The following is a 22274-nucleotide window of genomic DNA, read 5'->3' as shown; positions in this document are numbered from 1 at the left end:
TGAAGATGATCGGCCTGTGGATAACTCTGGGGATAACCCTGTGGGGGTGTGGATAACGTTGTGGATGCAGCCCGCTCAGCGGGTCCAGTCGTGCTTGGCCGCCCGGATCAGCTTGTCCTTCAGCTCGCGGGTGTGCCGCCGGCTCACCGGCAGCTCCGCGCCGTCGATCGCCACCACGTAGCCGGACTGGGTGAGGCGCAGCTCCGCGACCAGCCGCAGCTGCACCAGGTAGGAGCGGTGGATGCGGACGAAGCCCGCGTCCGCCCAGCGCTCCGCCAGCGTAGCCAGCGAGACCCGGACCAGGTGCGACGCGTCCGAGGTGTGCAGCCGGGCGTAGTCGCCCTGCGCCTCGACCCAGCGCACCGAGGAGCGCGGGAGCATCCGGGTCGTGCCGGCCAGCTCGACCGGGATGCTCGGCTCCTCCTCGCGCTTCGCCGGTACCGGCGCGGGCGCGGCCCGCAGGCCGGCGACGCGGCGCAGGGACTCGCCGAGGCGTTCGGCCCGGACCGGCTTGCGGACGTAGTCGGTGACGCCCAGGTCGAACGCGTCCACCGCCCCGTCGTCGTACGCGGTCACGAAGACGATCGCCGGCGGCCGGGCGAAGCGGTGCAGGATGCGGGCCAGCTCCATGCCGTCCAGGCCGGGCATCCGGATGTCCAGGAAGACCGCGTCGACCTCGGTGTCGCGCAGGACGCGCAGCGCCTCGGTCGCGTCGCCGGCCCGGTGTACGAAGGCGACCCGGGAGTCGGCGTTGAGCAGGTAGGCGAGCTCGTCCAGCGCCGGCGGCTCGTCATCGACGGCCAGCACCACAAGACTCATGCCCTGACCCCGGGGTGGAATTTCGGTACCCGCATGCTCACCTTCGTCCCCGCGCCCGGCGCGGTCTCCACCACCAGCCCGAAACGGTCGCCGAACACCGACCGGAGCCGCTCATCCACATTGGAGAGGCCGACGTGCTGCCCGGCGTCGTCGTCGTGGCCGCCGGCCGCCTCGGCGACGCCCGCGTAGAGCACCGCCGGATCCATGCCGACCCCGTCGTCCTCGACCGTGATGTGACACTCGGCGCCGGAGTCCCGCGCCTCGATGCTCACCATACCGACGCCCGGCTTGCGCGATAGCCCGTGCCGGACGGCGTTCTCCACCAGCGGCTGCAGGCAGAGGAACGGCAGGCCGACCGGGAGGACCTCGGGCGCGATCTGCAGGCGCACCTGCAGGCGGTCGCCGAACCGGGCACGCTCGATGGTCAGGTAGCGGTCGATCGAGCGCAGCTCCTCGGCGAGCGTGGTGAACTCGCCGTGCGCCCGGAACGAGTAGCGGGTGAACTCGGCGAACTCCAGGATCAGCTCCCGGGCCCGCTCCGGATCGGTACGCACGAACGAGGCGATCGCGGTGAGCGCGTTGTAGATGAAGTGCGGGCTGATCTGGGCCCGCAGGGCGCGCACCTCGGCCCGGGCCAGCCGCTCGCGGGACGACTCCAGCTCGGCGAGGGCCAGCTGGGACCCGGCCCACCGGGCGGTCTCCATGGTCGCCTGTACCAGCCCGGGCGCCGGCTGATCGTCCGCGACGGCGACCAGCGCCGCGAGGGCCGTCCCGTCGGCGCCGGTGAGCGGGGCGACCACCGCGCCGCGTACCTCGCAGTCCATCCGGTCGCAGGGCAGATCGCCGGCGCCGAGGACGACCGAGCGGTTCGTTCGCAGGGTGCGCGCGGCCGCCGTGGCGAACTGGGCGCTGTGATGGCCGCCGTGCCCGTCGAAGGCCAGGCAGCGGTCGGCGTCGACGATGGTGAGCCCGGGCGCGCCGATCAGCCGGCGCAGGTGCCGGGCCGCCTTGGCGGCCGAGGCCGGGGTCAGGCCGGTACGCAGCGGCTCGGCGGCCAGCGACGCGGTGTGCAGGACGTCGTAGGTGGCCCGCTGGCCGGCGGTGGCGATCCCGCGCCGGGCCCGCAGCCGCAGCACCGCGATCACCGCTCCGGCCAGCGCGGCGAGCACGGCCAGCACCGCGAGCGCGTTACCGATCCGACCAGCCACGCACGCATCCTGACCGCAACGATCGAGAAACGCCAGCGGGCTCGATGCCTAGTAGGCGCCCTTGCGCCGCAGGACCACCCAGATCGTGCGCCAGAGGATGCTCAGGTCATAGGTCAGCGACCAGTTGTCGACGTAGTAGAGGTCCAGCCGGACCGCCTCGTCCCAGGACAGGTCGGAGCGCCCGGAGACCTGCCAGAGGCCGGTGATGCCGGGGCGTACCAGCAGGCGGCGGCGGACGTCGCCCAGGTAGTCGCCGTCGTCCGCGGGCAGCGGCCGGGGACCGACCAGCGACATCTCGCCCTTCAGCACGTTGATCAGCTGGGGCAGCTCGTCCAGCGAGGTGGCCCGCAGCTTGCTGCCGAACTTGAAGATCCGCGGGTCTTCCTTGAGCTTGAAGAGCATGCCGTCGGCCTCGTTGAGCTCCTCCAGCGTGGCCTTGCGCTCCTCGGCGTCCACGTCCATGGTCCGGAACTTCCAGACCCGGAACGTGCGGCCCTCGTGGCCGACGCGCGGCTGGCGGAAGAAGACCGGCCCGGGACTGGCCAGCCGGATGCCGAGGGCGATTACTCCGAGTATCGGGCTGAGGACGAGCAGGCCGAAGAAGGCGGCCACCCGGTCGAGCAGATTCTTCGCCAGCCAGCCGGGGCCCGACAGGGTCGGCTCCTCGACGTGCAGCAGTGGAAGTCCCTCGATCGGGCGAATGTGCACCCGCGGGCCGGCGATGTCGGTCAGCTGCGGCGCGACCACCAGGTCGACGCCGGTGCCCTCGAGCGCCCAGGCGAGGCGGCGCAGCTCGCCCGGCTCCGCGCTCGCCGAGCCGCACACCGCGATGGTGTCGGCGCCGACCTCGCGGACCAGGGCGAGCACGTCGCGGCTCGCGTACACGGGCACGGGTGTCTCGATGCCCCGGGCCGCGGAGTAGCCGTCGGTGAGGTGGATCGCGACCGGGATCAGGCCGGCCGCCGGGCTGCGGGTGACCGCCGTGTAGACCTCGAGGGCCTCCGGCAGCGTGCCCATCAGGACCATCCGGTGCGCGCCGTGGCCGGTGCGCTTGCGGGCCACGTGCAGCACCTGGCGGGCCGAGTAGCGGCAGAACAGGATGAAGATCAGCGCCGCGACCGAGACATAGGCGATCGTCACCCGGGAGAGCTGGGTCTTGGTGGCGAAGGCCAGCAGCGAGACGCAGGCCACGACCGTGACGAAGGCGCGAACGACCCGCTTGAACTCCTCGCTGCCCAGCCCGAGGTAGCGCCGGTCGTAGCTGCCGTTCGCCCAGAGAATGAAGAGCCAGCCGAGCGGCAGGCCGACGAGGGCGACGAAGTAGAACAGGCCTACTCCCCGGCCCTGGAAGCCGGAGCTGGCCTTCTGGATGAACGTCACCGCGAGCGCGCTGGCGAGGATCGCGGACACCAGGTCGAGCAGGACCAGGATCAACGTGTACGGCCGGTGCCAGCGGGACACCCGGCGATGCGAACGGGTCCAGGCGGACCTGGGTACCCCGTTACTCGGCGGCGGTTCCTGCTGCCACTCGAAGCTGTCGTACGGCATGCCGCTCCGGCTCTTGCTGGTTTCCGGGCGTTGGAGGCTCGTGGTCACCTCGCCTACGTCCTCCCGCATCACGTACCGCCCACACCGAGAACATTACGCACTGCCACGGCCTTGGGGGCTCCGGCCGGGGGTGCCGATCCTCGCGCGCCGCGGACGAAGCGTGGGACCGGGCCACTATACCGATGGAACGGCGGAGAAGAAGTGGATGTACAGCCGCTTTCCTCCGGGAGCCGATCAAGCACGGAGAGTGACTATCGGATCAACTTGGACAGCCTCCGATCGGCGAGCGGTTTGCCGCCCGTCTGGCACGTCGGGCAGTACTGCAGGCTCTTGTCGGCGAAGGACACCTCGCGGACCGTGTCGCCGCAGACCGGGCACGGCAGCCCGGTCCGGGCGTGCACCCGCATGCCGGCCCGCTTCTCGCCCTTGAGCTCGGCCGCCCGCTGGCCGACCGAACGCGCGACGGCGTCGGTCTCCACCTGCCGCATCGCCTCGTAGAGGGTGGTGATCTGCTCGGCGGTGAGCTTGGCGGTGAGCGCGAAAGGCGACATCTTCGCCGCGTGCAGGATCTCGTCGGAGTACGCGTTGCCGATGCCGGCGAGCACCTCCTGGTCGGTGAGCACGCCCTTGACCTGGCCGTTGCGGCCGCGCAGCCGCTCGGCGAACAGGTCCCGGTCCACCGCCAGCGCGTCGGGGCCGAGCCGGGCGACGCCGGGCACCTCGGCCGGGTCCCGCACCAGGTACGCGGCCAGCGACTTCTGCGTGCCGGCCTCGGTCAGGTCGAAGCCGGAGCCGTCGTCGAGGCGTACCCGCACCGCGATGGGCCCGCTGCCGGGCTTGAGCGGCGCCGGCGACCGGAACGAGTCCCGGTAGTGCAGCCAGCCGGCCCGGGCGAGGTGCACCACGAGGTGCAGGTCCGCGCCGAGGTGCAGGTCGAGGAACTTGCCGTGCCGGCCGGCGCCGGTGACGGCCAGGCCGGCGACCGCGCTCGGCGGCGGATCGTAGGTCTTCAGCGCGCTGAACGAGGACACCTCGAAGCGCTCGACGGTGTGGCCGACCGCGCGCTCCCGCAGGTATGCGGCCAGCGCCTCGACCTCGGGAAGCTCGGGCACGCCCCCAACGGTAGCGTTTCGCCTCGTGAAGGTCGTCGTAGCGCACAACAGGTACCGCGAGGCGATCCCGTCCGGCGAGAACGTCATCGTCGACACGGAGATCGCGCAGCTCACCGCGGCCGGGATCGAGGTGCTGCCGTTCCAGCGCGCCTCGGACTCGATCGGCGACCTGCCGCTGGTGCAGAAGGCACTGCTGCCCATCTCGCCGATCTACGGCCGGCAGGCGCAGCAGGACCTCGACGAGCTGATCCGGCGGGAGCGGCCGGACCTGCTCCATCTGCACAACCCGTACCCGTTGCTCTCGCCCTGGGTGGTGCGCACCGCGCACGCGCACGGCGTGCCGGTCGTGCAGACGGTCCACAACTACCGCCAGGTGTGCTCGTCGGGGCTGTACTTCCGCGACGGCCACAACTGCGTCGACTGCCGCGGCAAGGCGTTCGGCTGGCCGGCCGTCGCGCACCGGTGCTACCGCGGCTCGGCCGCGCAGAGCGCGCTGATGGCGGCCACGCTCGCCGTGCACCGTTCGACGTGGAAATCCGTCGACCGCTACATCGCACTCACCGGGCGGATCGCCGCACACCTCAAGGATTACGGCATCCCGGACGAGCACATCGTGATCAAGCCGAACGGGCTGCCGGACCCGGGCGAGCCGGCGCCGCTGGGCGACGGCTTCCTCTACGCGGCCCGGCTCTCCCCGGAGAAGGGCCTGGGGCTGCTGCTGGACGCGTGGCGCCGGCACCCGGACGGCTCGCTCGGGCAGCTGCGCATCGCGGGCGACGGCGAGCTCCGGCCGCTGGCCGAGCGGGCCGCGGCCGAGCGGTCCGACGTCACCTACCTGGGCGCGCTCGACCGGGACGGCATGACGGACGCCCGTACCCGGTCGTCGGTGATCGTGGCCGTGCCGACCTGGAACGACGTGCTGCCCACCGTGATCCTGGAGGCGATGGCCGCGGGCCGGCCGGTGCTCGGCACCGACGTGGGCGGCATCGGCTACCTGCTGGGCATTGGCGAACCGGCTCAGGCCGCGGGCTGGGCGGTCCAGCCGGACGCGGCCGCGCTCGCGGCCGCGCTGCCGGTCGCCCGGGCCGGCGCCGCCGCCGTCGCGCCGGCCGCCCGCAAGCGCTACCTAAAGGCGTTCCACCCCGACGTGGTGACCCGTCGGCTCATCGAGATCTACACCTCGCTGACCGAGAATTCGCACCCGTCACCCAGGTAGATCATGATCGATGCGGGGAAACCCGTATCGCGTGACCGAAGCAAAGTTCTCGCGCCGAAATGTCCTGCTGGGCGCCGGCGGCGCCGCGGTGTTCGCCGCGGCCGGCGCCGGCGCCGGTTACGCGATGGCCGACACCGGCGGCCCCGGCGCGACGGGCGCCCCGGCCGAGCGGGCCGCCCCGCCGAAGTACCGCTCCCGGCCCGACCTGCGTGCCCTGCCGGACGTCACGATCACGACGCCGGCCGACGCCACCGCCCCGGGCTACATCTTCCTGACCCCGGCGTCCGGCATCGGGCTTTGGGGTCCGCTGATCGTCGACGAGACCGGCTCGCCGGTCTGGTTCCGCAAGGTGCCCGACCCGGCGACGGTCGCCATCGACCTCAAGGTGCAGCGTTACCGGAACAGGCCCGTGCTGACCTGGTGGGAGGGCACCATCGGCGGCACCGGCGGCCGGGGCGTCGGGCAGGGCGAGTTCGTCATCGTCGACACCAGCTACCGGGAGGTCACCCGGGTCCGGGCGGCCGGTTCGGAGCAGGCCGACCAGCACGACTTCGTGATCACCCCGCAGGGCAGCGCACTCTTCTGGGTCTACGACCCGATCCCGTACGACCTGACGGCGCTCGGTGGCCCGGCCGACGGGGTGCTGCACGACGGGGTGCTCCAGGAGATCGACATCAGGACCGGCCGGCGCCTGTTCGAGTGGCGGGCGCGTGACCACGTCCGCGTGGACGAGTCGTACGCGCCGCTGCCGGGCGGCGAATCGGCGCACCTGCCGTACGACTACTTCCACCCGAACTCGGTCGGCCTGGACGCCGACGGTGACCTGCTGGTTTCGGCGCGGCACACCTGGACGGCGTACAAGATCGACAGGCGCACGGGCGACGTCCGGTGGCGGATCGGCGGTAAGAAGTCGGATTTCACCGTTGACGAGAAGTCCCGGTTCAGCTGGCAGCACGACTTCCGGCGGCGGCGCGACGGCTCGTACAGCGTCTTCGACAACGGCGCGGGGGTGACCACGCAGCGGACGGAGTCGCGCGGCCTGGTCTTCACCGTCGACGAGGCCGCCCGCTCGGTCACGTTCTCCGCCGAGTTCGCGCACCCGCTGAAGCTGTCCGCGCCGACGCAGGGCAACTTCCGCGAGCTAGCCGACGGCGGGTCGTTCATCGGGTGGGGCCAGCTGCCGTACTTCACCGAGTACGCGCCGGACGGGACCGTCCGGCTCGACGGGCGCCTGCCGCTGGACAACCAGTCGTACCGGGCCTACCGGGCCGAGTGGCCGGGCGAGCCGCTGGACCAGCCGACGCTGGGCCTGGCCGTCGAGGGCGGCAACGTGATCGTCAGCGCCAGCTGGAACGGCGCGACGAGGGTCGCGAAGTGGCGGGCCCGCGGCGGTCGGCAGCCGGGCGCGCTCACCCAGTCGGTCGAGGGGCCGCGCACGGGCTTCGAGACGACGCTGACCCTGCCCGGCACGCCGGAGTACGTCGTGGCCGAGGCCCTCGACGGCACCGGCACGCTGCTGGGCCGGTCCTCGGCGATACCGGTCCGGGTCTGACGGGCCAGCCGGCCGGGCCAGCCGGCCGCCAAGCCGGTCAGCCGCCGGGCCGGTCAGCCGCCGGGCCGGTCAGCGCTGGACCGTCAGCCGCCTGGCTGGTCCAGCCGCCTGGCTGGTCCAGCCGCCGGGCTGGTCCAGCCGCTGGGCCGGTCAGCCGCTGGGCCGGTCAGCCCCGCAGGGCCGCCCGGCCGGAAAACGCGATGCTGGCGGCCAGGAAGGCGCCGTTGATCAGGGTGAAGGCGCCGATCAGCCAGACCGCCCACTGTGGCGCGACGGTCAGCAGGACGCCGGCCACCGCGATCACCGCGCCGTAGTCGCGGACCAGCTTGACCACGCGGACCGGCAGCGACCGGCTGGTGACCATGCTGGCCGCCTGGTCGCCCGACTGCATCACCGAGGTCACCAGGTTGACCATCCAGGTGCCGGCGAAGGCCGCCAGCAGCCAGGCCGGCGTCTCCGGCACCTGCGCCGCCGCCACCGCGGACAGGGCCGCGACCAGCGCGATCTGCCCGGCGACATCGCACAGCACGTCGACCCGCCCGCCCGCGGCGCTGGTCTGGCCGGTCACCCGGGCCAGCTGGCCGTCCGAGCAGTCCAGCGCGTACGCGAGCTGCCAGCCGACCAGCGCGAGCAGGCCGATCGGCCAGGCCGGCACCTGGCGTTCCGCCACCGGCCCGGCGGCCGCGACCACCACGAACGAGACCAGGCAGCTGAGCCCGAGGTTCGCCACCGTGAGCACGGTCGGCGCGAGCCGGTGCCGGTACGCGAAGACCGAGATCCGCGCGCCCAGCCGCTGGCTCAGGGCCTCGCTGAACAGGCCGCCGCCCCGGTTGACCCGGTAGTAGTCGGCGGCGGTCGGCGGATTTTCCACGTTGTCAGCGCTTAGCGACGGCATCGACATAATCGTCCAATTTACGACGAATCTCATCCTGGTTCATCGCGAGGTGCTCCAGGATGGTGTACCGGTCCGGCCGGGTCTTCGGCGCGAACTCGACGACCTCCACGAACTGACCGGCGGTCAGGCCGACGTCGTCCGGCGTGCGCGGCAGGTTGTGCCGGGACAGGCAGTCCGACATCTGGGCGAAGCGGCGCTCGTCGCCGCGCAGGAAGGTGCAGAACAGCGCGCCCAGGCCGGCCAGCTCGCCGTGCGAGGCCGTGCCGGGGTAGAGCGTGTCCGTCGCGTGGATGATCTCGTGGCAGCCCCCGCTGCACGGCCGGCTGCTGCCGCAGACCGCCATGGCCAGGCCACTGGAGATCAGCGTCTCGGCGAGGACCGTGACGAACGCGTCGTCCTGCATGTCGCCGGGCATGTTCAGGATCGCCTCGGCGCCCACCCGCGACAGGGACGCGGCCAGGCCGTCGACGGGCTCGCCCCGGACCTCGCGGCCCAGCTCCCAGTCGGCCAGCGCGCTGATGTTGCTGATCACGTCGCCGATGCCGGCCCGGTTGACCCGTTCCGGGCCGTTCTCCACGAAGTCCAGGTCGACGATGACCGCATACGGGATGTGCACCCCGTATGAGCCCTTGACGCCGTCGTTGATCAGGCTGGCGACCGGCGAGGCGACGCCATCGTTGGCGAGGCTGGTCGCCACCGACACCATCGGCATGCCCCAGCGGTTGGCGGCGTACTTGGCCGCGTCGACGGTCTTGCCGCCGCCGATGCCGACCACCGCGTCGTACGAGCGGGAGCGCAGCTTCGCCGCCAGTTCGAGCGCGGCGTCGAGGGTGCCGCCGGTCGTCGTGTAGACGTCGGCCGAGCCGAGCGACGGGCGGATCATCTCCGCGATCCGTTCGCCCTGGCCGGGGCCGACCACCACGGCGACGTCGCCGCCGGCGGAGATCCGGCCGTCGGCGAGGATCCGGCCGAGGTCGGCGACCGCGCCCCGCCGCACGTCGATGTGCAGCGGGGTCTGGACGCTACGGGCTAGTAATGGCATGCGATGTCCCGCGCCTTGGCGAGGTCGTCGTGGTTGTCCACCTCGACCCACGGGATGTCACCGATGGTCGCCGCGCGGATCTCGCCGCCGCGGTTGGCGTACTCCTGGTAGCCGTCCTCGTAGTAGAGGTTCGGGTCGCGCTCCCAGGTGGTCTTGAGGGCGTCGGCGAGGTCCGCGGCGGCCGAGGCCTCGATCACGGTCGCGCCGATGTACTCGCCGAAGGCCTCGGCCGGGTCCATCAGCTTCGTGATCTTCGTGAGCCGGCCGTCGGCGGAGAAGACCGTCTTCATCTCCTCGTCGGCGAGCTTCTTCACGTTGTCGACGGCGAGCAGGATGCCCGGGCCGCGGCTGCCGAGGAGGGTCTGCTCGACGCTCACCGGGTGCACGGTGTCGCCGTTGACCAGCAGCGCGCCCTCCGCGAACCGGTCGCGCGCCAGCCACAGCGAGTACGCGTTGTTCCACTCCTCGGCCTTGTCGTTGTGCACGAGGGTGATCTTCACGCCGTACTTCTGCTCGAAGGCGTCCTTGCGCTCCTCGACGGCGCCGGCGCAGTAGCCGACGACGATAGTCACGTCGGTGAGCCCCGCGGCCGCGAGGTTACGCAGCGAGATATCCATGATGGTCGTCTCCCCGTCGACGGGGACCAGCGCCTTCGGCAGCGTGTCGGTGTACGGGCGCAGTCTGCGTCCGGCGCCGGCGGCGAGTACGAGACCGATCATGGGATGGTTCCTTCCGAAGTGGGGGGCTGCCCGACGAGGATAGCGGTGGTTTCACATACCGAGAGTGTGCAGGACCATGAAGCCGTCCTCGGCGATCCGCCGGATCATCCCGTCGTTGATCTCGGCGCTCTCGTCCAGCACCGCCAACTCGTCCGGTCCGAGCCAGCGATACTCCGTGTGCTTGCCGGCCTCCAGCCGGGGGCGCGCCAGGTCGCCGTCCACCCGTACGAGAAAGTCGGTTTCGTGCCGGTCGAGGCCGTCTTCTCCGGTGTAGGTGTATTCGCCGACCTGCCCCAGCACCACCGAGAGCCGCCAGCCGGTCTCCTCGACGATCTCCCGCCGCAGCGCGTCGCCGAGCGTCTCGCCCGGTTCGAGGTGGCCGCCGACTATGTCCCAGGCGTTCGGGAAAAGCTTCCGTTGCGGCGAACGGCGTTGGAAGAATATTCGGCCGTCGTCGTCCACGACGAGAGCTCCGGCGACGCGCAGCGGTTCAGGTACCACGCGAAAAATGATATAGAGCCTGCTCGTAAGCTTGAGGCCATGACCGCTGAGCAGCTGATCTCGTTCGCAAGAGGGGCTCCGTCCCTGGACATCGTCGACGTGGCGGGCCTCAAGGCCGCCGCCGCGCGCGCCTTCGACGCCGATCCGGCCGGGATGACCGCCTACGGCACGTCCGTCGGCTATGTCCCGCTGCGGAAGTGGATCGCCGAAAAGCACGGGGTCTCCGCCGACCAGGTCATCGTGACGAACGGCTCCCTGCAGGCCGACGCGTTCCTCTTCAACCACCTGGTGCAGGCCGGCGACGACGTGATCGTCGAGAAGCCGACCTACGACCGGACCCTGCTCAACCTGCAGAACCTGGGCGGCAAGGTGCACCAGGTCACGATCGACCCGGACGGCATCGACGTCGACGAGCTGCGCGGGCTGCTCGAGGCGGGCCTGCGCCCGAAGCTCGCGCACATCATTCCGAACTACCAGAACCCGGCTGGCGTCACGCTCTCGCTGGAGCGGCGGCGGGCGCTGCTGGCCCTGGCGGTCCAGTACGGCTTCATGATCTTCGAGGACGACCCGTACGTCGACATCCGCTTCCGGGGCGACGCGCTCCCGTCGATGCTGTCGATGGACACGGACAACGTGGTCGTGCACGCCTCCAGCTTCACCAAGACGGTGTGCCCGGGCGTCCGCGTCGGCTACCTGGTCGGCCCGGCCGCGCTGATCGACGCGATCGCGAAGAAGGCCACCAACCTCTACATCTCGCCCGGCATGGTCTCCGAGGCGATCGTGCACCAGTTCTGCGTCTCGGGCGACATCGAGCGCTCGGTGCAGACCGTGAGTACCGCTCTGGCCGAGCGCGCCCGCGTGCTCGCCGCGGCGCTGCGCGAGCACATCCCGGGCGCGACGTTCACCGAGCCCGACGGCGGCTACTTCCTCTGGGTCGACCTGCCGGAGGCGGTCGACGTCGACAAGCTCTTCCCGGCGGCCATGAAGAAGGGCGTCGCCATCGTCAAGGGCAGCGACTTCCTGCTGGACGGCGGCAAGTCCTCGGTCCGGCTGGCGTTCTCGGCCGTGACGGTCGACCAGATCGACGAGGGTGTCCGCCGGATCGCCGCGGCCATCGCCGAGATCACCGCCTGACGTTTGTCGGGATTCCGACACCGAATCCGCCGACGCCGGTTCCGGGGTGCCCCCGGTGCCGGCGTTCGGCGCACAATGCTGCTGCGCCGGGTTGCATGACCATGCGGTTCGGCGCGTGGACAACCACTCCGCCCCTCGGCGCCGGGCGGGCCGATCGCACCCTCACCCCCCGAAATGCGGCCGGTCCGCCCGGCGCCACCGGCCCGCGGTGATGCGGCGCGCCGGAGCGGGGCACCGCCTTGGGCGTAGCCTCGTGCGGGCCTGCTTGCAGGGGCCGGCGGCATCCACCCTTGGGGGGCAGACATGACCGAGAGCAGCGCGGACCGTACCCGGACGACGGGCGTGAACCGGTCCCTGTCGCGGGCGTGGACCGCACCCGTGCGCGCGATGAACCGCTACTTCGGCACCACGGACGGCATCGTCGAGCCCGGCCAGGCGTTCACCGGGACCTCGGTGGTGGACTGCGGCGTCTACGTCGACGGCAAGCGCGCGCCCGGCGAATTCTCGCCCGACGAGGCGCTGCGCGAGGCGTGCAGCCGGGAGAACGCGTTCGTCTGGCTCGGCCTGCACGAGCCGACCGAGGCCGAGATGTCGGCCATCGCGCGCACCTACGACCTGCACGAGCTCGCCGTCGAGGACGCGGTCAAGGCGGAGCAGCGGCCCAAGCTCGAGCAGTTCGGCACGGTGCACTTCCTGGTGCTGCGCACCGCGCGCTACGTGCCGCACAGCGAGCTGACCGAGACGTCGCAGGTCGTCGAGACCGGGCAGATGATGATCTTCGTCGGCGAGCGGTTCGTGATCACGGTCCGGCACGGCGACGCGTCGAGGCTCGCGCCGGTGCGCGCGGACCTGGAGTCGCGCGGCGTGCTGCTCGAGCACGGACCCTGGGCCGTCGCCTACGCCGTGACGGACCGGGTCGTGGACGCCTACATCGAGGTGGCCGACCAGGTGGAGGCCGACCTGGACATCATCGAGGAGGGCGCGTTCTCGCGCGACAAGGGCAGCCCGGTGCAGCAGATCTACCAGATGAAGCGCGAGCTGGTGGAGTTCCGCCGGGCCGTGGTGCCGCTGCAGCGGCCGCTGGCCACCATCACCGCGCCGCAGAGCCGGCTGGTGCCCAAGGAGATCCGCCGCTACTTCCGCGACGTGCAGGACCACCTCACCCGGACGGTCGAGCAGGTCTCCTCGTACGACGACCTGCTGAACTCGATCCTGCAGGCGCGGCTGGCGCAGGTGACCGTCGACCAGAACAACGACATGCGCAAGATCGCCGCCTGGGCCGGTATCGCGACGGTGTGGACCGCCTTCGCCGGCGTGTACGGCATGAACTTCGAGTTCATGCCAGAGACACACTGGCAGTACGGCTACCCGAGCCTGATCACCGTGCTGCTGGGCGTCTCGGTCCTGTTGTACCGCGCCTTCCGCCGCAACGGCTGGCTCTGAGCGGGGGCCTTAGAGTGACGGTGTCGCCCCTGGGGAGGGAGATTACGTGCCGTCGCGCCAGGATCAGTTGCACTCCTACCAGTACTCGCAGCAGCGGGTGGTGGCCGCGCTGGTCACCCACGACCCCGATCCGCACCGCTCGCCCCTGCGCCGGGCCGGCAGCGCGGCCCTGATCGGCCTGGTCGTCGCCGCGCTCGCGGTCGGCGGCGCGGCGGTGTACGGCGTGCTCAAGGGCCGCGCCACCGTGGAGCCGCGCGACGAGGCCGTGGTGTTCCTGGAGAAGGGCTCGGGCGCCCGCTACGTCTACCTGAAGTCCGACGACCGCATGCACCCGGTGCTCAACTACAGCTCCGGGCTGCTGATCGCCAACACCGACGAGCCGAAGCTGAAGGAGGCCTCGTCGGAGAGCCTGGCCAAGGTGCCGCTCGGCGACCCGCTCGGCATCCCGGACGCGCCCGACTCGCTGCCGGCGGCCAAGGGCGGCCTGCTCGACCCGGTGTGGACCGTGTGCTCGCTGCCGGCGGAGGGCGCGACGGCGCCGCGGAGCCTGTTGTCGATCGGTGACCGGCTCACCGACGGGACGGTGCTGCCCGTGCCCCGGGCCGACACTCCCGCCGCCGACCTGCGTGGCCTGCTGGTCTCCGACCCGGCCGAGCGCACCTACCTGATCTACAACAACCGGCGCTTCCTCATCCCGGCCGGCCGGGTGCAGCAGACCCAGGTCCTCTTCGAATGGACCCAGCAGCCGCTGCCGGTGGCGACGGCGTGGATCAACGCGGTGCCGGTCGGGCCGGACCTGAAGCCGCCCGAGATCGAGGACCTCGGCGAGGAGTCTTCGGCGATCGACGACTTCGAGATCGGCCGGCTCCTGCGGATCGGCGGCGACTCCGGCGACAAATGGGCCGTCGTGCTCGGCGACGGCGTCGCCGACCTCACCGACGTGCAGGCCCGGCTGATGCGGGTCGACCAGGACGCCGACGACCGGAGCGAGCTCGACCTCAACACCTACAGCAGACTGCCGCGCTCACAGACCCAGCTGGTCGCGGCCGCGGCGGACGCCGGCTTCCCGCCGGCCGTCCCGGTGCTGCTGAACGGCCCCGGCCAGGTCTGCCTGACCCACGACGGCAAGGACCCGGAGAACCCCGAGGTCGGCATCCGGATCGGCCCGACGGTCGCTGCGGGCAGCCCGGTCGGCGGGGCACCGGACGTGCCCGGCGGCGTACAGGCCGATCTGGTGCACGTGCCCCGCGGCAAGGGCGCGCTGGTCGTCGCCGCCGCGTCGCCGACCGCGCCGGCGGGCAGCGGAACGGTCAGCATCGTGACGGACACCGGCCGGCGCTACCCGGTGGCGAGCCGCGAGGTGCTGCCCCGGCTGGGCTACGGCGGCGTCAAGCCCGACCCCATCCCGGGCCAGCTGGTCGCGCTGCTGCCGCAGGGCCCGGCCCTCGATCCGGTACGCGCCCGGCAGTCGGACGCCACGGACGAGTGAAGGGCGGACCCGCGGGTCCGCCCTGCACCGTGCCCACCCCCTGCGGGTCAGCTCTTGTTCTTGCCGCTCGCCATCCGGGCCACCGTCGGGCTGTGCTGCGTCGACGAGGTCTGGTCGATCCCCTCGTCGACCACCAGCGAGTCGGTCTCGTCGGTCGGCGTGACCAGGCCCGTCGGCCCCGACAGCTCCGGCTCGAACGCGGCGTCGTCGGCGCCGGCGACCGGGGTCGGCAGCGGGCCGGCGGGGTCGTACTCGTCCCACTGCTCGCGGCGGCGCATGCGGACCACGTACGCGCCCGCAGCGCCGACGGCGGCGCCGGCCAGCAACAGGCCGGCGAGCCGCAGGCCCGAGCGCCTGCGCCCGCGGGCGCGCCGCTTGAGCTGCTTCGCCTTCTTCCGGCCGGCCTTCGTGGTGTTCAGGCCGGCCTCGACCGCCGGCCAGGTCACCTGCCGAGCGTTCTCCGCCGCGGTGACGACCAGGGGAGTCAGCGTCGCGATGGCGCTGTCCCAGCTCTGCGTCGCGGCGTCCTTCGCCTTCACGGCCGTCGGCTGAACGCGCTCCCGAGCCGCAGTGATCTTGGGGCCCACGGTCGAGCTGGTCTCGTGCGCGGCGATGGTTGCCGCGCGCTTGAAGTGGTCCACGCTCTGACCGAGCTCCCGCTTCATCCGAGCGCTGCGGTACTTCCGTCGCATCGTTGCGAACACCAGTGCCCTCCTCCTGTGGTTCTCTCCCACGCCATGTTGCCCTCTTGGGTACCCCCGCGTAGCCGGATCTGACACATGGGGGAGGATCCGAACTGCAAAGAACTGTCCAGCGCCGGCCCCGACGTAGCGGACCGGCGACCGCGACACTGAGGGGGAGTACCCGTGGCCGACGCTCTTTACGCCACCCTGCACACCAACCACGGCCCGATCCGGCTCCAGCTCTTTCCGGACCACGCACCGGCGACCGTCCGCAACTTCGTGGAGCTCGCGGAGGGCACCAAGGACTACGTCGACCCGCGGACCGGCCAGAAGGGCAACGGCCCGTACTACGACGGGACGATCTCGCACCGGGTCATCGCCGGCTTCATGATCCAGCTGGGCGACCCGACCGGCACCGGTCGCGGCGGCCCGGGCTACCAGTTCGCCGACGAGTTCCACCCCGAGCTGCAGTTCGACCGCCCCTACGTGCTCGCCATGGCGAACGCGGGCCCGGGCACGAACGGTTCGCAGTTCTTCATCACCGTCGGGCCCACCCCGCACCTGAACCGGCGGCACACGATCTTCGGCCAGGTGGCCGACGAGCAGTCCGCCAAGGTCGTCGACTCGATCGCGACCACCCCGACCGGCCCCGGCGACCGGCCCCGCGAGGACGTCGTCGTCGAGCGCGTGGAGATCGAACGGGCGTAGGGAACAAGCCCTCTTCCGGGTACGTTTGAGGCATGAGTGAGTCTCCGGTGACGGCGCCGGTCTGCTACCGCCATCCGTCAAAAGAGACCTACGTGCGCTGCACGCGCTGCGAACGCCCGATCTGCCCGGATTGCATGAACGAGGCCTCGGTCGGCCACCAGTGCCCGGAGTGCGTCGCCGAAGGCAGGCGCACCCAGCGGCCGGCGCGCACCGCCTTCGGGGGGAGCGCGGCCGGCCGCGCCGGGACGGCCACCCGGGTCCTCATCGGCATCAACGTCGTGATGATGGTCTTCTCGATCATCTCCGGCGGCTCGAGCGCCGTCGCCGGCGGCGGCTGGGGCGGCCTGCTCGGCGGCAGCACCCCGCTCACCGAGTGGGGCGCCGTGCTCGGCGAGGCCGTCTACGGGCCCGTCGGCGACCTGGCGGTGCACGGCATCGCGCACGGCGAGTGGTACCGCCTGTTCACGGCGATGTTCCTCCACTATGGCGTGCTGCACCTGCTGATGAACATGTACGCCCTCTGGTTCCTCGGGCGCGACATCGAGCGGGCGCTCGGCCCGCTGCGCTTCGTCGGCCTCTACCTGCTCGCCGGCCTGGGCGGCAACGTGGCGGCGTACCTCTTCTCGGCGCCGAACGCCATGACGGCCGGCGCCTCCACCGCGGTCTTCGGCCTGATGTCGGCCATCTTCGTGCTGCTCAAGCGCCTGAACCTGAGCATCGCACCGATCCTGCCGGTGATCGTCATCAACGTGATCTTCACGTTCGTCGCGTCCAACATCTCGGTCGCCGGCCACCTCGGCGGCCTGGCGGTCGGCGGCGCGGTGGCGGCGGTGATGGCGTACGCGCCCCGGGAGCGGCGCAACCTGGTGCAGGGCGCCGGCTGCGCCGGGATCTTCGTGGTCCTGGTCGCGTTGACGATCTACCGAACCGGCGTGTTGCTGAGCTGATCCTCCGGCGTCAGAACGGTGCGTTCGCGCGCAGGGCGTTGAGCGCCTCGGCGACCTCCTCCGGCTCCGCGCCCAGGTCGTTGGTGCTGAACATGTGCAGGCTCTCGCCCGCGTCGATCTCCAGCAGGTTGCTGCGCAGGCCGAGGCGCTCGCGGCGGTCCACCCGTACCCGTTCGATCTGGGGCCAGGCCAGGTGCCGGCGTCGGCGGAAGCCGGTGACCAGGGTGATCCCGCTGGTGTCCGCGCTCAGCCGGACCGGCGCGATCAGGTCCCGGGCCGCCCAGCCGGCCAGCGCCGCGGCCGAGACCCCGGCGATGGCCCACTGCACCGGGTCGTCGCGGCCGAACGCCGCGACCAGCACCACCACCGCCAGCGCGCCCAGCAGCTTGGTGATCGGCAGAACGGGCTTCACCCGCCACTGAAGAGGCGACATGCGACAACTATCGCAGCCCGCGTAACGTCGGCGGTATGCGAGACGCGGTGATCGTTGGGGCGGTCCGGACCCCCGTCGGGCGGCGTAACGGCGGGCTGGCGGAGGTGCACCCGGCCGACCTGTCGGCGATCGTGCTGCGGGCCCTCGCCGCGCGGGCGGGCTTCGACCCGGCGGACGTCGAGGACGTCATGTGGGGATGCGTCTCCCAGGTCGGCGAGCAGTCCTGGAACATCGGCCGCAGCGCCGTGCTCGCGGCCGGCTGGCCCGAGTCGGTGCCGGCCACGACCATGGACCGCCAGTGCGGGTCGAGCCAGCAGGCGCTGCACTTCGCCGCGGCGACCGTGCTCTCCGGGCAGGCCGACCTGGTGGTGGCCGGCGGGGTCGAGTCGATGAGCCGGGTGCCGATGGGATCGAGCGCGGCCGGCGCCGACCCGTACGGATCGGCGATCGCCGAGCGCTACGGCACCGCCGTCTTCAACCAGGGCGTCGGCGCCGAGATGATGGCCGAGCGCTGGGGCTTCTCCCGGCGCCGGCTCGACGAGTACGCCCTGGCCAGCCACGCCGCGGCCGCGAAGGCGCAGGACGCCGGCGCCTTCGACGTCGAGATCGAGCCGGTCGGCGCGGTCACCCGCGACGAGGGGATCCGGCGCGACACCACGATCGAGAAGCTCGGCGCGCTGAAGACGCCGTTCAAGGCCGACGGCGTAGTCACCGCCGGCTCCGCCTCGCAGATCTCCGACGGCGCCGCCGCGCTGGCGGTGACCACGTCCCGCTGGGCGGCCGCGCACGGCCTGGTGCCGCTCGCCCGGGTGCACACGGCGGTGGTCGCGGCCGACGATCCGGTGATCATGCTGACCGCGCCGATCGCGGCGACCGGCAAGGCGCTGGACCGCTCGGGCCTGACCCTCGACGACATCGGGGTGTACGAGGTGAACGAGGCGTTCGCGCCCGTGCCGCTGGCCTGGCTCGCCGAGACCGGAGCCGACGAGTCCCGCCTCAACCCGTCCGGCGGCGCGATCGCCCTCGGTCACCCGCTCGGCGCGTCCGGCGCGCGGATCATGACGACGATGCTGCACCACATGCGACACACCGGCGTCCGGTACGGATTGCAGACCATGTGCGAGGGCGGCGGAATGGCGAACGCCACGGTGGTCGAGCTTCTGTAATTCGATATTCATCGTGCCGTGGCCGCAGCTTCCCCGTTGGCGCCGCGTTAAACGCCACATGGACGTGTTCTCCCGTACGTTCCTCCCCGCCGCCGCCGAAGCCGGGGTCACGATTCCCACCGTGAGCCGGCACCTGCCCATCTTCCGCCGCTGCGTGGAACCGGACGATTCCACTGTGCTGGTGACCCGGTGCGTGTGCCCGGACCGGCCGCTGGCCGGGGAGTTCCTGCTGCTGCTGACCTACCGTCGGCTGGTCGTCACCCAGGAGACCCGCGTGCTGCACCGGCTCCGGCTGCACCTGAACGCGAACCTGCGTCACCTGAGCAACGTCACCTGGCGCCCGGACCTGCGCATGTCCGCCGTGGACGTCGCGGCGACCGCGGTGGACGGCGTCCGCGAGCGGTTCCGGATGCGCCTGGTCCAGCCGGAGCAGGTGTGGCACTTCGACGCCCTGCTCAAGCACGTCTTCCGCGAGCGTCGCCCGGCCGGCCGGCTCCCCGCCGCGGCCTAGGCCCGGTCCAGGAACTTCCCGATCGAGGTACGCAGGCCCGCCGGGTCGAGGCCGTGCCAGCGCGCATGGTCCGCGGGGGTGCCATAGCGCCGCTGCTCCGCGCGGCCCACCCCGAGATGCAGCTCCCGATGGGGTACGTCGGACAGCGCCGCCGCCACCAGCCGGCTCGACGTGCCGGCCAGGTACGGCTCCACGACGACGACCTCGCTGCTCACCAGCTCGCGCAGCCCGGCGCCGTCCAGCGGCCGAGGCGTCAGCGTGTACGCGACGGTGACGTCGAGGTCCCGGGTCGCGGCCAGCACCGGGTCGAGCATCGGCCCGACCGCGAGCACCACCGGCGCACCGGCCCAGCCGCGCCGCAGGACCTGCAGCCGGCCCGTCCGCTCGTACGCGCGGGAGTTCTGCTGCGAGGAGAGCCGCACGTAGATCCGGTCGTCGTTGCCGGCCGCCGCGCGCAGCAGCGGCGGCACCTCGTCCGGGTGACCCGGCACGTGCACGGTCCACCCCTCGAGGGTGTCGAGCAGCGCGACATCGCCGGGCGACTGGTGCGTGTAGCCCTCGGCGGACGCGTCGTACGAGGCGCCGATGCTGACCAGCACGGCGCCCGTGTCCTGGTGGCCGAGGTCGAGCTTGATCTGCTCGTAGGCCCGGTCGATCAGGAACGGCGCGTAGGAGTGCACGTACGGCCGCAGCCCGGTCAGCGCGAGCCCACCGGCGACACCGGTCATCAGCTGCTCGCGGATCCCGACGTTGAGCACCCGGTCCGGGTGTCTGTGGCGTGCGGCCGCGAACGCGTCGGCGGAGATGTCGGCGAGCACCACCGCGGTGCGCGGGTCCTCGTCGAGCAGCGCGGTCGTGGTCCGGACAAAGGTCTCTCGCATGATCCTCAGCCTTTCGGTTCGACGACGGCGACGACGACGTGCGGACGGTCACCGTCGCGCTGTAGCAGGGCATCCTCGATGGCGTCGTGATCACGCCCGTCGACGTTGGAGGTCGACCACCCGGGGAAGCGGCGGGCGATGCCGCCCGGCCACCCGTGCGTCGAGGACTGGTTGTCGACGACGATGGCGGTGAGCCGGTCCAGTCGGGCCGCCGCCGCGTACGCGATGGCCTCGTGGTTGGAGCCCTCGTCCAGCTCGGCGTCGCCCAGCAGGACGAACGTGCGGGCGTCGAAGCCCTGCGCGCGCAGCCCCAGCGCGGTACCGGCGGCGAGGCCGAGCCCGTGGCCCAGCGACCCGGTGCCGATCTCCACCCCCGGGATCAGCACCCGGTCGGGGTGGTGGCCGAGGCGGCTCCGCGCCCCGCCGAGATCGTCGAGCCAGTCGACGGGGATGAAGCCCTTCGCGGCGAGCACGGCGTAGTAGGCGGCGGGCCCGTGCCCCTTGGAGAGCAGGAAGCGGTCCCGGTCCGGCTCGTCCGCCGTCTCGGGCGAGACGCGCAGGACGCGGTCGTAGAGCACCCACAGCACGTCGAGCGTCGAGAACGCGCTCGGCGCGTGCTTCTCGTCGCCGGTCAGCCGGGTCAGCAGGGTGTCGAGGAGGTTTGGTCTAACGGCCGTGGCAGTCATATTCTCAGCCTGCTAGTTAAAGTTAACTTCAACTCAAGGGTGCACGGGGTGGAGCTTCTCACTATCGGCGACATGGCCGCGCGCAGCGGGGTGGCGCAGTCGGCACTGCGCTATTACGAACGCGAAGGACTGATCCGGGCCACCCGCACCGGTGGCAACCAGCGCCGCTACGAGCGGCACGAGCTGCGGCGGGTCGCGTTCATCCGGATCGCCCAGCAGGTCGGGGTCTCGCTGGACGAGATCCGCGAGGCGCTCGCGGCGCTGCCGGAGAACCGCACGCCGACGAAGGCGGACTGGGCGCGCCTGTCGGCCCGGTGGCGGCACACCCTCGACGAACGCATCACGATGCTGGAGCGGCTCCGCGACCAGCTCACCGGCTGCATCGGCTGCGGCTGCCTGAGCCTGCAACGCTGCCGGCTGATCAACCCCGAGGACCGCCTGGCCCGGCTCGGCGAGGGCCCGCAGCTCATCCTCAACCCGCCCCTACGGCAGTAGGAGAATCTTGCCGACGTGGTCGCTGCTCTCCATCAGCCGGTGCGCGGCCGCGGCGTCGCGCATCGGCACCGAGCGGTCGATGATCGGGCGGATCGCCCCCGCGTCGACCAGCGGCCAGACCCGCTCCCGCACCCCCGCGACGATCCTGGCCTTGTCGGCGACGCTCCGGGCGCGCAGCGTCGTCGCCGAGACCGAGCCGCGCTTGCCCATCAGCGCCCGCAGGTCGAGCTCGCCGCGCCGGCCACCCTGCAGCCCGATGATCGCGATGCGGCCGTCGGGCGCCAGGGCCGCCACGTTCCGATCCAGGTACTTCGCGCCGACGATGTCGAGGATGACGTCCGCACCGCGCCCCTGCGTGAAGTCGAGGGTCGCCTCGACGAAGTCGGAGGACGTGTAGTCGATCGCCAGGTCGGCGCCGAGGGCCAGCAGCCGGGCGTGCTTCGGCTCGCGGGCGGTGACGATCACCGTGGCGCCGAGCGCCTTGCCCAGCTGCACGGCGAACGTGCCGATGCCACCGCCGCCGCCGTGCACCAGCAGGGTGTCGCCCTTGCGGAGGCGGGCGATGTCGACCACGTTCGACCAGACTGTGCAGGCGACCTCGGGCAGGGCGGCCGCCTCCTGCAGGGACATGCCCTGCGGCACGGGCAGCAGCTGACCCTCGGGCACCGCCACCTGCTCGGCGTAGCCGCCGCCGGCGAGCAGCGCGCAGACCCGCTCGCCCACGTTGCGGCCGGTCACGCCCGGTCCGATCGCGGTGATCACGCCGGAACACTCCAGACCCAGGTAGGGCGGGGTACCCGGCGGCGGCGGGTAGTGGCCCTGGCGCTGCAGCACGTCGGCGCGGTTGACCGCCGCGGCAGTCACCTCGACGACCACCTCGCCCTCGGCGGGCGTCGGATCGGGGACCTCGGCCCAGACCAGGGCCTCGGGTCCGCCTGGCTGCTCGATGGTGATCGCGTGCATAGGGACAGCTTGCCCGATGCGTACGACAAAAGCGGTCGAGCCGCCCGGCGGGTGCCGGGCGGCTCGTGGGGTAGTGCGGGTGGTTCAGGCGATCTTGACGTTGAAGATCGGGTTGGCGGCGAG

At 71.9% G+C, this 22274-nt stretch carries 23 protein-coding genes; 10 read left to right on the top strand and 13 right to left on the bottom strand.

Annotated elements, in window-relative coordinates:
* Nucleotides 1-75: 75 nt before the first annotated feature.
* The 4 genes from ACIBSW_RS36015 to ACIBSW_RS36000 all read right to left on the bottom strand — a co-directional run bounded on the left by ACIBSW_RS36015 (nucleotide 76) and on the right by ACIBSW_RS36000 (nucleotide 4687).
* The gene (locus ACIBSW_RS36015) at nucleotides 76-819 is read right to left on the bottom strand and encodes a LytTR family DNA-binding domain-containing protein (protein WP_354722366.1); all 744 of its coding nucleotides are present in this window, start codon (nucleotides 817-819) and stop codon (nucleotides 76-78) included.
* The gene (locus ACIBSW_RS36010; protein ID WP_354722367.1) at nucleotides 816-2027 is read right to left on the bottom strand and encodes a histidine kinase; all 1212 of its coding nucleotides are present in this window, start codon (nucleotides 2025-2027) and stop codon (nucleotides 816-818) included. The genes ACIBSW_RS36015 and ACIBSW_RS36010 overlap by 4 nt, the downstream gene beginning before the upstream one ends.
* Before the next feature lie 48 nt (nucleotides 2028-2075).
* Nucleotides 2076-3575 carry a sugar transferase gene (locus tag ACIBSW_RS36005; RefSeq protein WP_354722375.1) on the bottom strand — a complete coding sequence of 500 codons (1500 nt, stop codon included), beginning with the start codon at nucleotides 3573-3575 and terminating at the stop codon, nucleotides 2076-2078.
* Between the two features lie 251 nt (nucleotides 3576-3826).
* Nucleotides 3827-4687, bottom strand: coding sequence for a DNA-formamidopyrimidine glycosylase family protein (locus ACIBSW_RS36000; RefSeq protein ID WP_354722368.1), 861 nt, complete (start codon nucleotides 4685-4687; stop codon nucleotides 3827-3829).
* Between the two features lie 25 nt (nucleotides 4688-4712).
* Between ACIBSW_RS36000 and ACIBSW_RS35995 the strand changes: the two genes are divergently transcribed.
* The gene (locus tag ACIBSW_RS35995) at nucleotides 4713-5903 is read left to right on the top strand and encodes a glycosyltransferase family 4 protein (protein ID WP_354722369.1); all 1191 of its coding nucleotides are present in this window, start codon (nucleotides 4713-4715) and stop codon (nucleotides 5901-5903) included.
* A gap of 31 nt (nucleotides 5904-5934) precedes the next feature.
* Entirely contained in the window at nucleotides 5935-7455 is a 1521-nt protein-coding gene (locus ACIBSW_RS35990) for an arylsulfotransferase family protein (protein ID WP_404799565.1), read from the top strand.
* Between the two features lie 166 nt (nucleotides 7456-7621).
* Here ACIBSW_RS35990 and ACIBSW_RS35985 read toward each other — a convergent pair whose 3' ends face one another.
* Genes ACIBSW_RS35985 through ACIBSW_RS35970 form a run of 4 tightly spaced genes read right to left on the bottom strand, consistent with a single transcriptional unit; the run spans nucleotide 7622 to nucleotide 10612 of the window.
* On the bottom strand, nucleotides 7622-8350 hold the full coding sequence (locus ACIBSW_RS35985) for a CDP-alcohol phosphatidyltransferase family protein (RefSeq protein WP_354729525.1): 729 nt from the start codon (nucleotides 8348-8350) through the stop codon (nucleotides 7622-7624).
* On the bottom strand, nucleotides 8331-9392 hold the full coding sequence (locus ACIBSW_RS35980; protein ID WP_354729523.1) for an iron-containing alcohol dehydrogenase family protein: 1062 nt from the start codon (nucleotides 9390-9392) through the stop codon (nucleotides 8331-8333). Before ACIBSW_RS35980 ends, ACIBSW_RS35985 begins: the two co-directional genes overlap by 20 nt.
* Nucleotides 9380-10111, bottom strand: coding sequence for a phosphocholine cytidylyltransferase family protein (locus tag ACIBSW_RS35975; protein WP_354729522.1), 732 nt, complete (start codon nucleotides 10109-10111; stop codon nucleotides 9380-9382). Before ACIBSW_RS35975 ends, ACIBSW_RS35980 begins: the two co-directional genes overlap by 13 nt.
* Nucleotides 10112-10162: 51 nt before the next feature.
* On the bottom strand, nucleotides 10163-10612 hold the full coding sequence (locus ACIBSW_RS35970) for an NUDIX domain-containing protein (RefSeq protein WP_354729520.1): 450 nt from the start codon (nucleotides 10610-10612) through the stop codon (nucleotides 10163-10165).
* Between the two features lie 39 nt (nucleotides 10613-10651).
* Between ACIBSW_RS35970 and ACIBSW_RS35965 the strand changes: the two genes are divergently transcribed.
* From ACIBSW_RS35965 to eccB, 3 genes are all read left to right on the top strand, one after another.
* Nucleotides 10652-11746 carry a PLP-dependent aminotransferase family protein gene (locus ACIBSW_RS35965; RefSeq protein WP_354729518.1) on the top strand — a complete coding sequence of 365 codons (1095 nt, stop codon included), beginning with the start codon at nucleotides 10652-10654 and terminating at the stop codon, nucleotides 11744-11746.
* 303 nt (nucleotides 11747-12049) lie between these two features.
* Nucleotides 12050-13189 (top strand): magnesium and cobalt transport protein CorA, encoded by a 1140-nt coding sequence (locus ACIBSW_RS35960; protein WP_354729516.1) that lies wholly within the window; start codon nucleotides 12050-12052, stop codon nucleotides 13187-13189.
* A 46-nt stretch (nucleotides 13190-13235) separates the two neighbouring features.
* The gene (gene eccB / locus ACIBSW_RS35955) at nucleotides 13236-14678 is read left to right on the top strand and encodes a type VII secretion protein EccB (RefSeq protein WP_354729514.1); all 1443 of its coding nucleotides are present in this window, start codon (nucleotides 13236-13238) and stop codon (nucleotides 14676-14678) included.
* A 47-nt stretch (nucleotides 14679-14725) separates the two neighbouring features.
* Here eccB and ACIBSW_RS35950 read toward each other — a convergent pair whose 3' ends face one another.
* Complete coding sequence (locus tag ACIBSW_RS35950; protein ID WP_354729512.1) at nucleotides 14726-15382, bottom strand: hypothetical protein; 657 nt, start codon at nucleotides 15380-15382, stop codon at nucleotides 14726-14728.
* 162 nt (nucleotides 15383-15544) lie between these two features.
* Between ACIBSW_RS35950 and ACIBSW_RS35945 the strand changes: the two genes are divergently transcribed.
* Nucleotides 15545-16069, top strand: a complete 525-nt coding sequence (locus tag ACIBSW_RS35945; RefSeq protein WP_354729510.1) for a peptidylprolyl isomerase — start codon at nucleotides 15545-15547, stop codon at nucleotides 16067-16069.
* 32 nt (nucleotides 16070-16101) lie between these two features.
* Entirely contained in the window at nucleotides 16102-17016 is a 915-nt protein-coding gene (locus tag ACIBSW_RS35940; protein WP_354729508.1) for a rhomboid family intramembrane serine protease, read from the top strand.
* 10 nt (nucleotides 17017-17026) lie between these two features.
* Here the strand turns inward: ACIBSW_RS35940 and ACIBSW_RS35935 are convergent, their stop codons facing one another.
* Entirely contained in the window at nucleotides 17027-17449 is a 423-nt protein-coding gene (locus ACIBSW_RS35935) for a PH domain-containing protein (RefSeq protein WP_354729506.1), read from the bottom strand.
* Nucleotides 17450-17484: 35 nt separating this feature from the next.
* On the opposite strand from ACIBSW_RS35935, the gene ACIBSW_RS35930 reads away from it, so the two are divergent.
* Together ACIBSW_RS35930 and ACIBSW_RS35925 are read left to right on the top strand one after the other, a co-directional pair.
* Complete coding sequence (locus tag ACIBSW_RS35930) at nucleotides 17485-18615, top strand: acetyl-CoA C-acyltransferase (RefSeq protein WP_354729504.1); 1131 nt, start codon at nucleotides 17485-17487, stop codon at nucleotides 18613-18615.
* 58 nt (nucleotides 18616-18673) lie between these two features.
* Entirely contained in the window at nucleotides 18674-19126 is a 453-nt protein-coding gene (locus tag ACIBSW_RS35925) for a hypothetical protein (protein ID WP_354729502.1), read from the top strand.
* Here ACIBSW_RS35925 and ACIBSW_RS35920 read toward each other — a convergent pair.
* Both ACIBSW_RS35920 and ACIBSW_RS35915 read right to left on the bottom strand, forming a co-directional pair.
* Entirely contained in the window at nucleotides 19123-20007 is an 885-nt protein-coding gene (locus ACIBSW_RS35920; protein ID WP_354729500.1) for a transketolase, read from the bottom strand. The two genes, ACIBSW_RS35925 and ACIBSW_RS35920, sit on opposite strands and share 4 nt — an antisense overlap.
* A 5-nt stretch (nucleotides 20008-20012) precedes the next feature.
* Entirely contained in the window at nucleotides 20013-20693 is a 681-nt protein-coding gene (locus tag ACIBSW_RS35915) for a transketolase (RefSeq protein ID WP_354729498.1), read from the bottom strand.
* 48 nt (nucleotides 20694-20741) lie between these two features.
* Here ACIBSW_RS35915 and soxR point away from each other — a divergent pair, with 48 nt between their 5' ends.
* Nucleotides 20742-21188 (top strand): redox-sensitive transcriptional activator SoxR, encoded by a 447-nt coding sequence (gene soxR, locus ACIBSW_RS35910; RefSeq protein ID WP_354729496.1) that lies wholly within the window; start codon nucleotides 20742-20744, stop codon nucleotides 21186-21188.
* On the opposite strand, the gene ACIBSW_RS35905 is transcribed toward soxR, so the two are convergent.
* Nucleotides 21177-22151 carry an NAD(P)H-quinone oxidoreductase gene (locus ACIBSW_RS35905; protein WP_354729494.1) on the bottom strand — a complete coding sequence of 325 codons (975 nt, stop codon included), beginning with the start codon at nucleotides 22149-22151 and terminating at the stop codon, nucleotides 21177-21179. The two genes, soxR and ACIBSW_RS35905, sit on opposite strands and share 12 nt — an antisense overlap.
* Nucleotides 22152-22274 lie beyond the last annotated feature (123 nt).

Origin of the sequence: Actinoplanes sp. NPDC049668 (assembly GCF_044465445.1) — a bacterium.
Taxonomy (GTDB): Bacteria; Actinomycetota; Actinomycetes; order Mycobacteriales; family Micromonosporaceae; genus Actinoplanes.
The sequence above is the reverse complement of the archived record's forward strand: the minus strand, read 5'-3'. Positions and strand labels throughout refer to the sequence as shown.

Coding starts and splice junctions, on each gene's coding strand:
- ACIBSW_RS36015 (WP_354722366.1), bottom strand. CDS start 819: ATGAGTCTTGTGGTGCTGGCCGTCGATGACGAGCCGCCGGCGCTGGAC.
- ACIBSW_RS35935 (WP_354729506.1), bottom strand. CDS start 17,449: ATGTCGCCTCTTCAGTGGCGGGTGAAGCCCGTTCTGCCGATCACCAAG.
- ACIBSW_RS35980 (WP_354729523.1), bottom strand. CDS start 9,392: ATGCCATTACTAGCCCGTAGCGTCCAGACCCCGCTGCACATCGACGTG.
- ACIBSW_RS35920 (WP_354729500.1), bottom strand. CDS start 20,007: ATGCGAGAGACCTTTGTCCGGACCACGACCGCGCTGCTCGACGAGGAC.
- ACIBSW_RS35965 (WP_354729518.1), top strand. CDS start 10,652: ATGACCGCTGAGCAGCTGATCTCGTTCGCAAGAGGGGCTCCGTCCCTG.
- ACIBSW_RS35940 (WP_354729508.1), top strand. CDS start 16,102: ATGAGTGAGTCTCCGGTGACGGCGCCGGTCTGCTACCGCCATCCGTCA.
- ACIBSW_RS35975 (WP_354729522.1), bottom strand. CDS start 10,111: ATGATCGGTCTCGTACTCGCCGCCGGCGCCGGACGCAGACTGCGCCCG.
- ACIBSW_RS35930 (WP_354729504.1), top strand. CDS start 17,485: ATGCGAGACGCGGTGATCGTTGGGGCGGTCCGGACCCCCGTCGGGCGG.
- ACIBSW_RS35925 (WP_354729502.1), top strand. CDS start 18,674: ATGGACGTGTTCTCCCGTACGTTCCTCCCCGCCGCCGCCGAAGCCGGG.
- ACIBSW_RS36005 (WP_354722375.1), bottom strand. CDS start 3,575: ATGCCGTACGACAGCTTCGAGTGGCAGCAGGAACCGCCGCCGAGTAAC.
- ACIBSW_RS35915 (WP_354729498.1), bottom strand. CDS start 20,693: ATGACTGCCACGGCCGTTAGACCAAACCTCCTCGACACCCTGCTGACC.
- ACIBSW_RS35985 (WP_354729525.1), bottom strand. CDS start 8,350: ATGCCGTCGCTAAGCGCTGACAACGTGGAAAATCCGCCGACCGCCGCC.
- ACIBSW_RS35905 (WP_354729494.1), bottom strand. CDS start 22,151: ATGCACGCGATCACCATCGAGCAGCCAGGCGGACCCGAGGCCCTGGTC.
- ACIBSW_RS35960 (WP_354729516.1), top strand. CDS start 12,050: ATGACCGAGAGCAGCGCGGACCGTACCCGGACGACGGGCGTGAACCGG.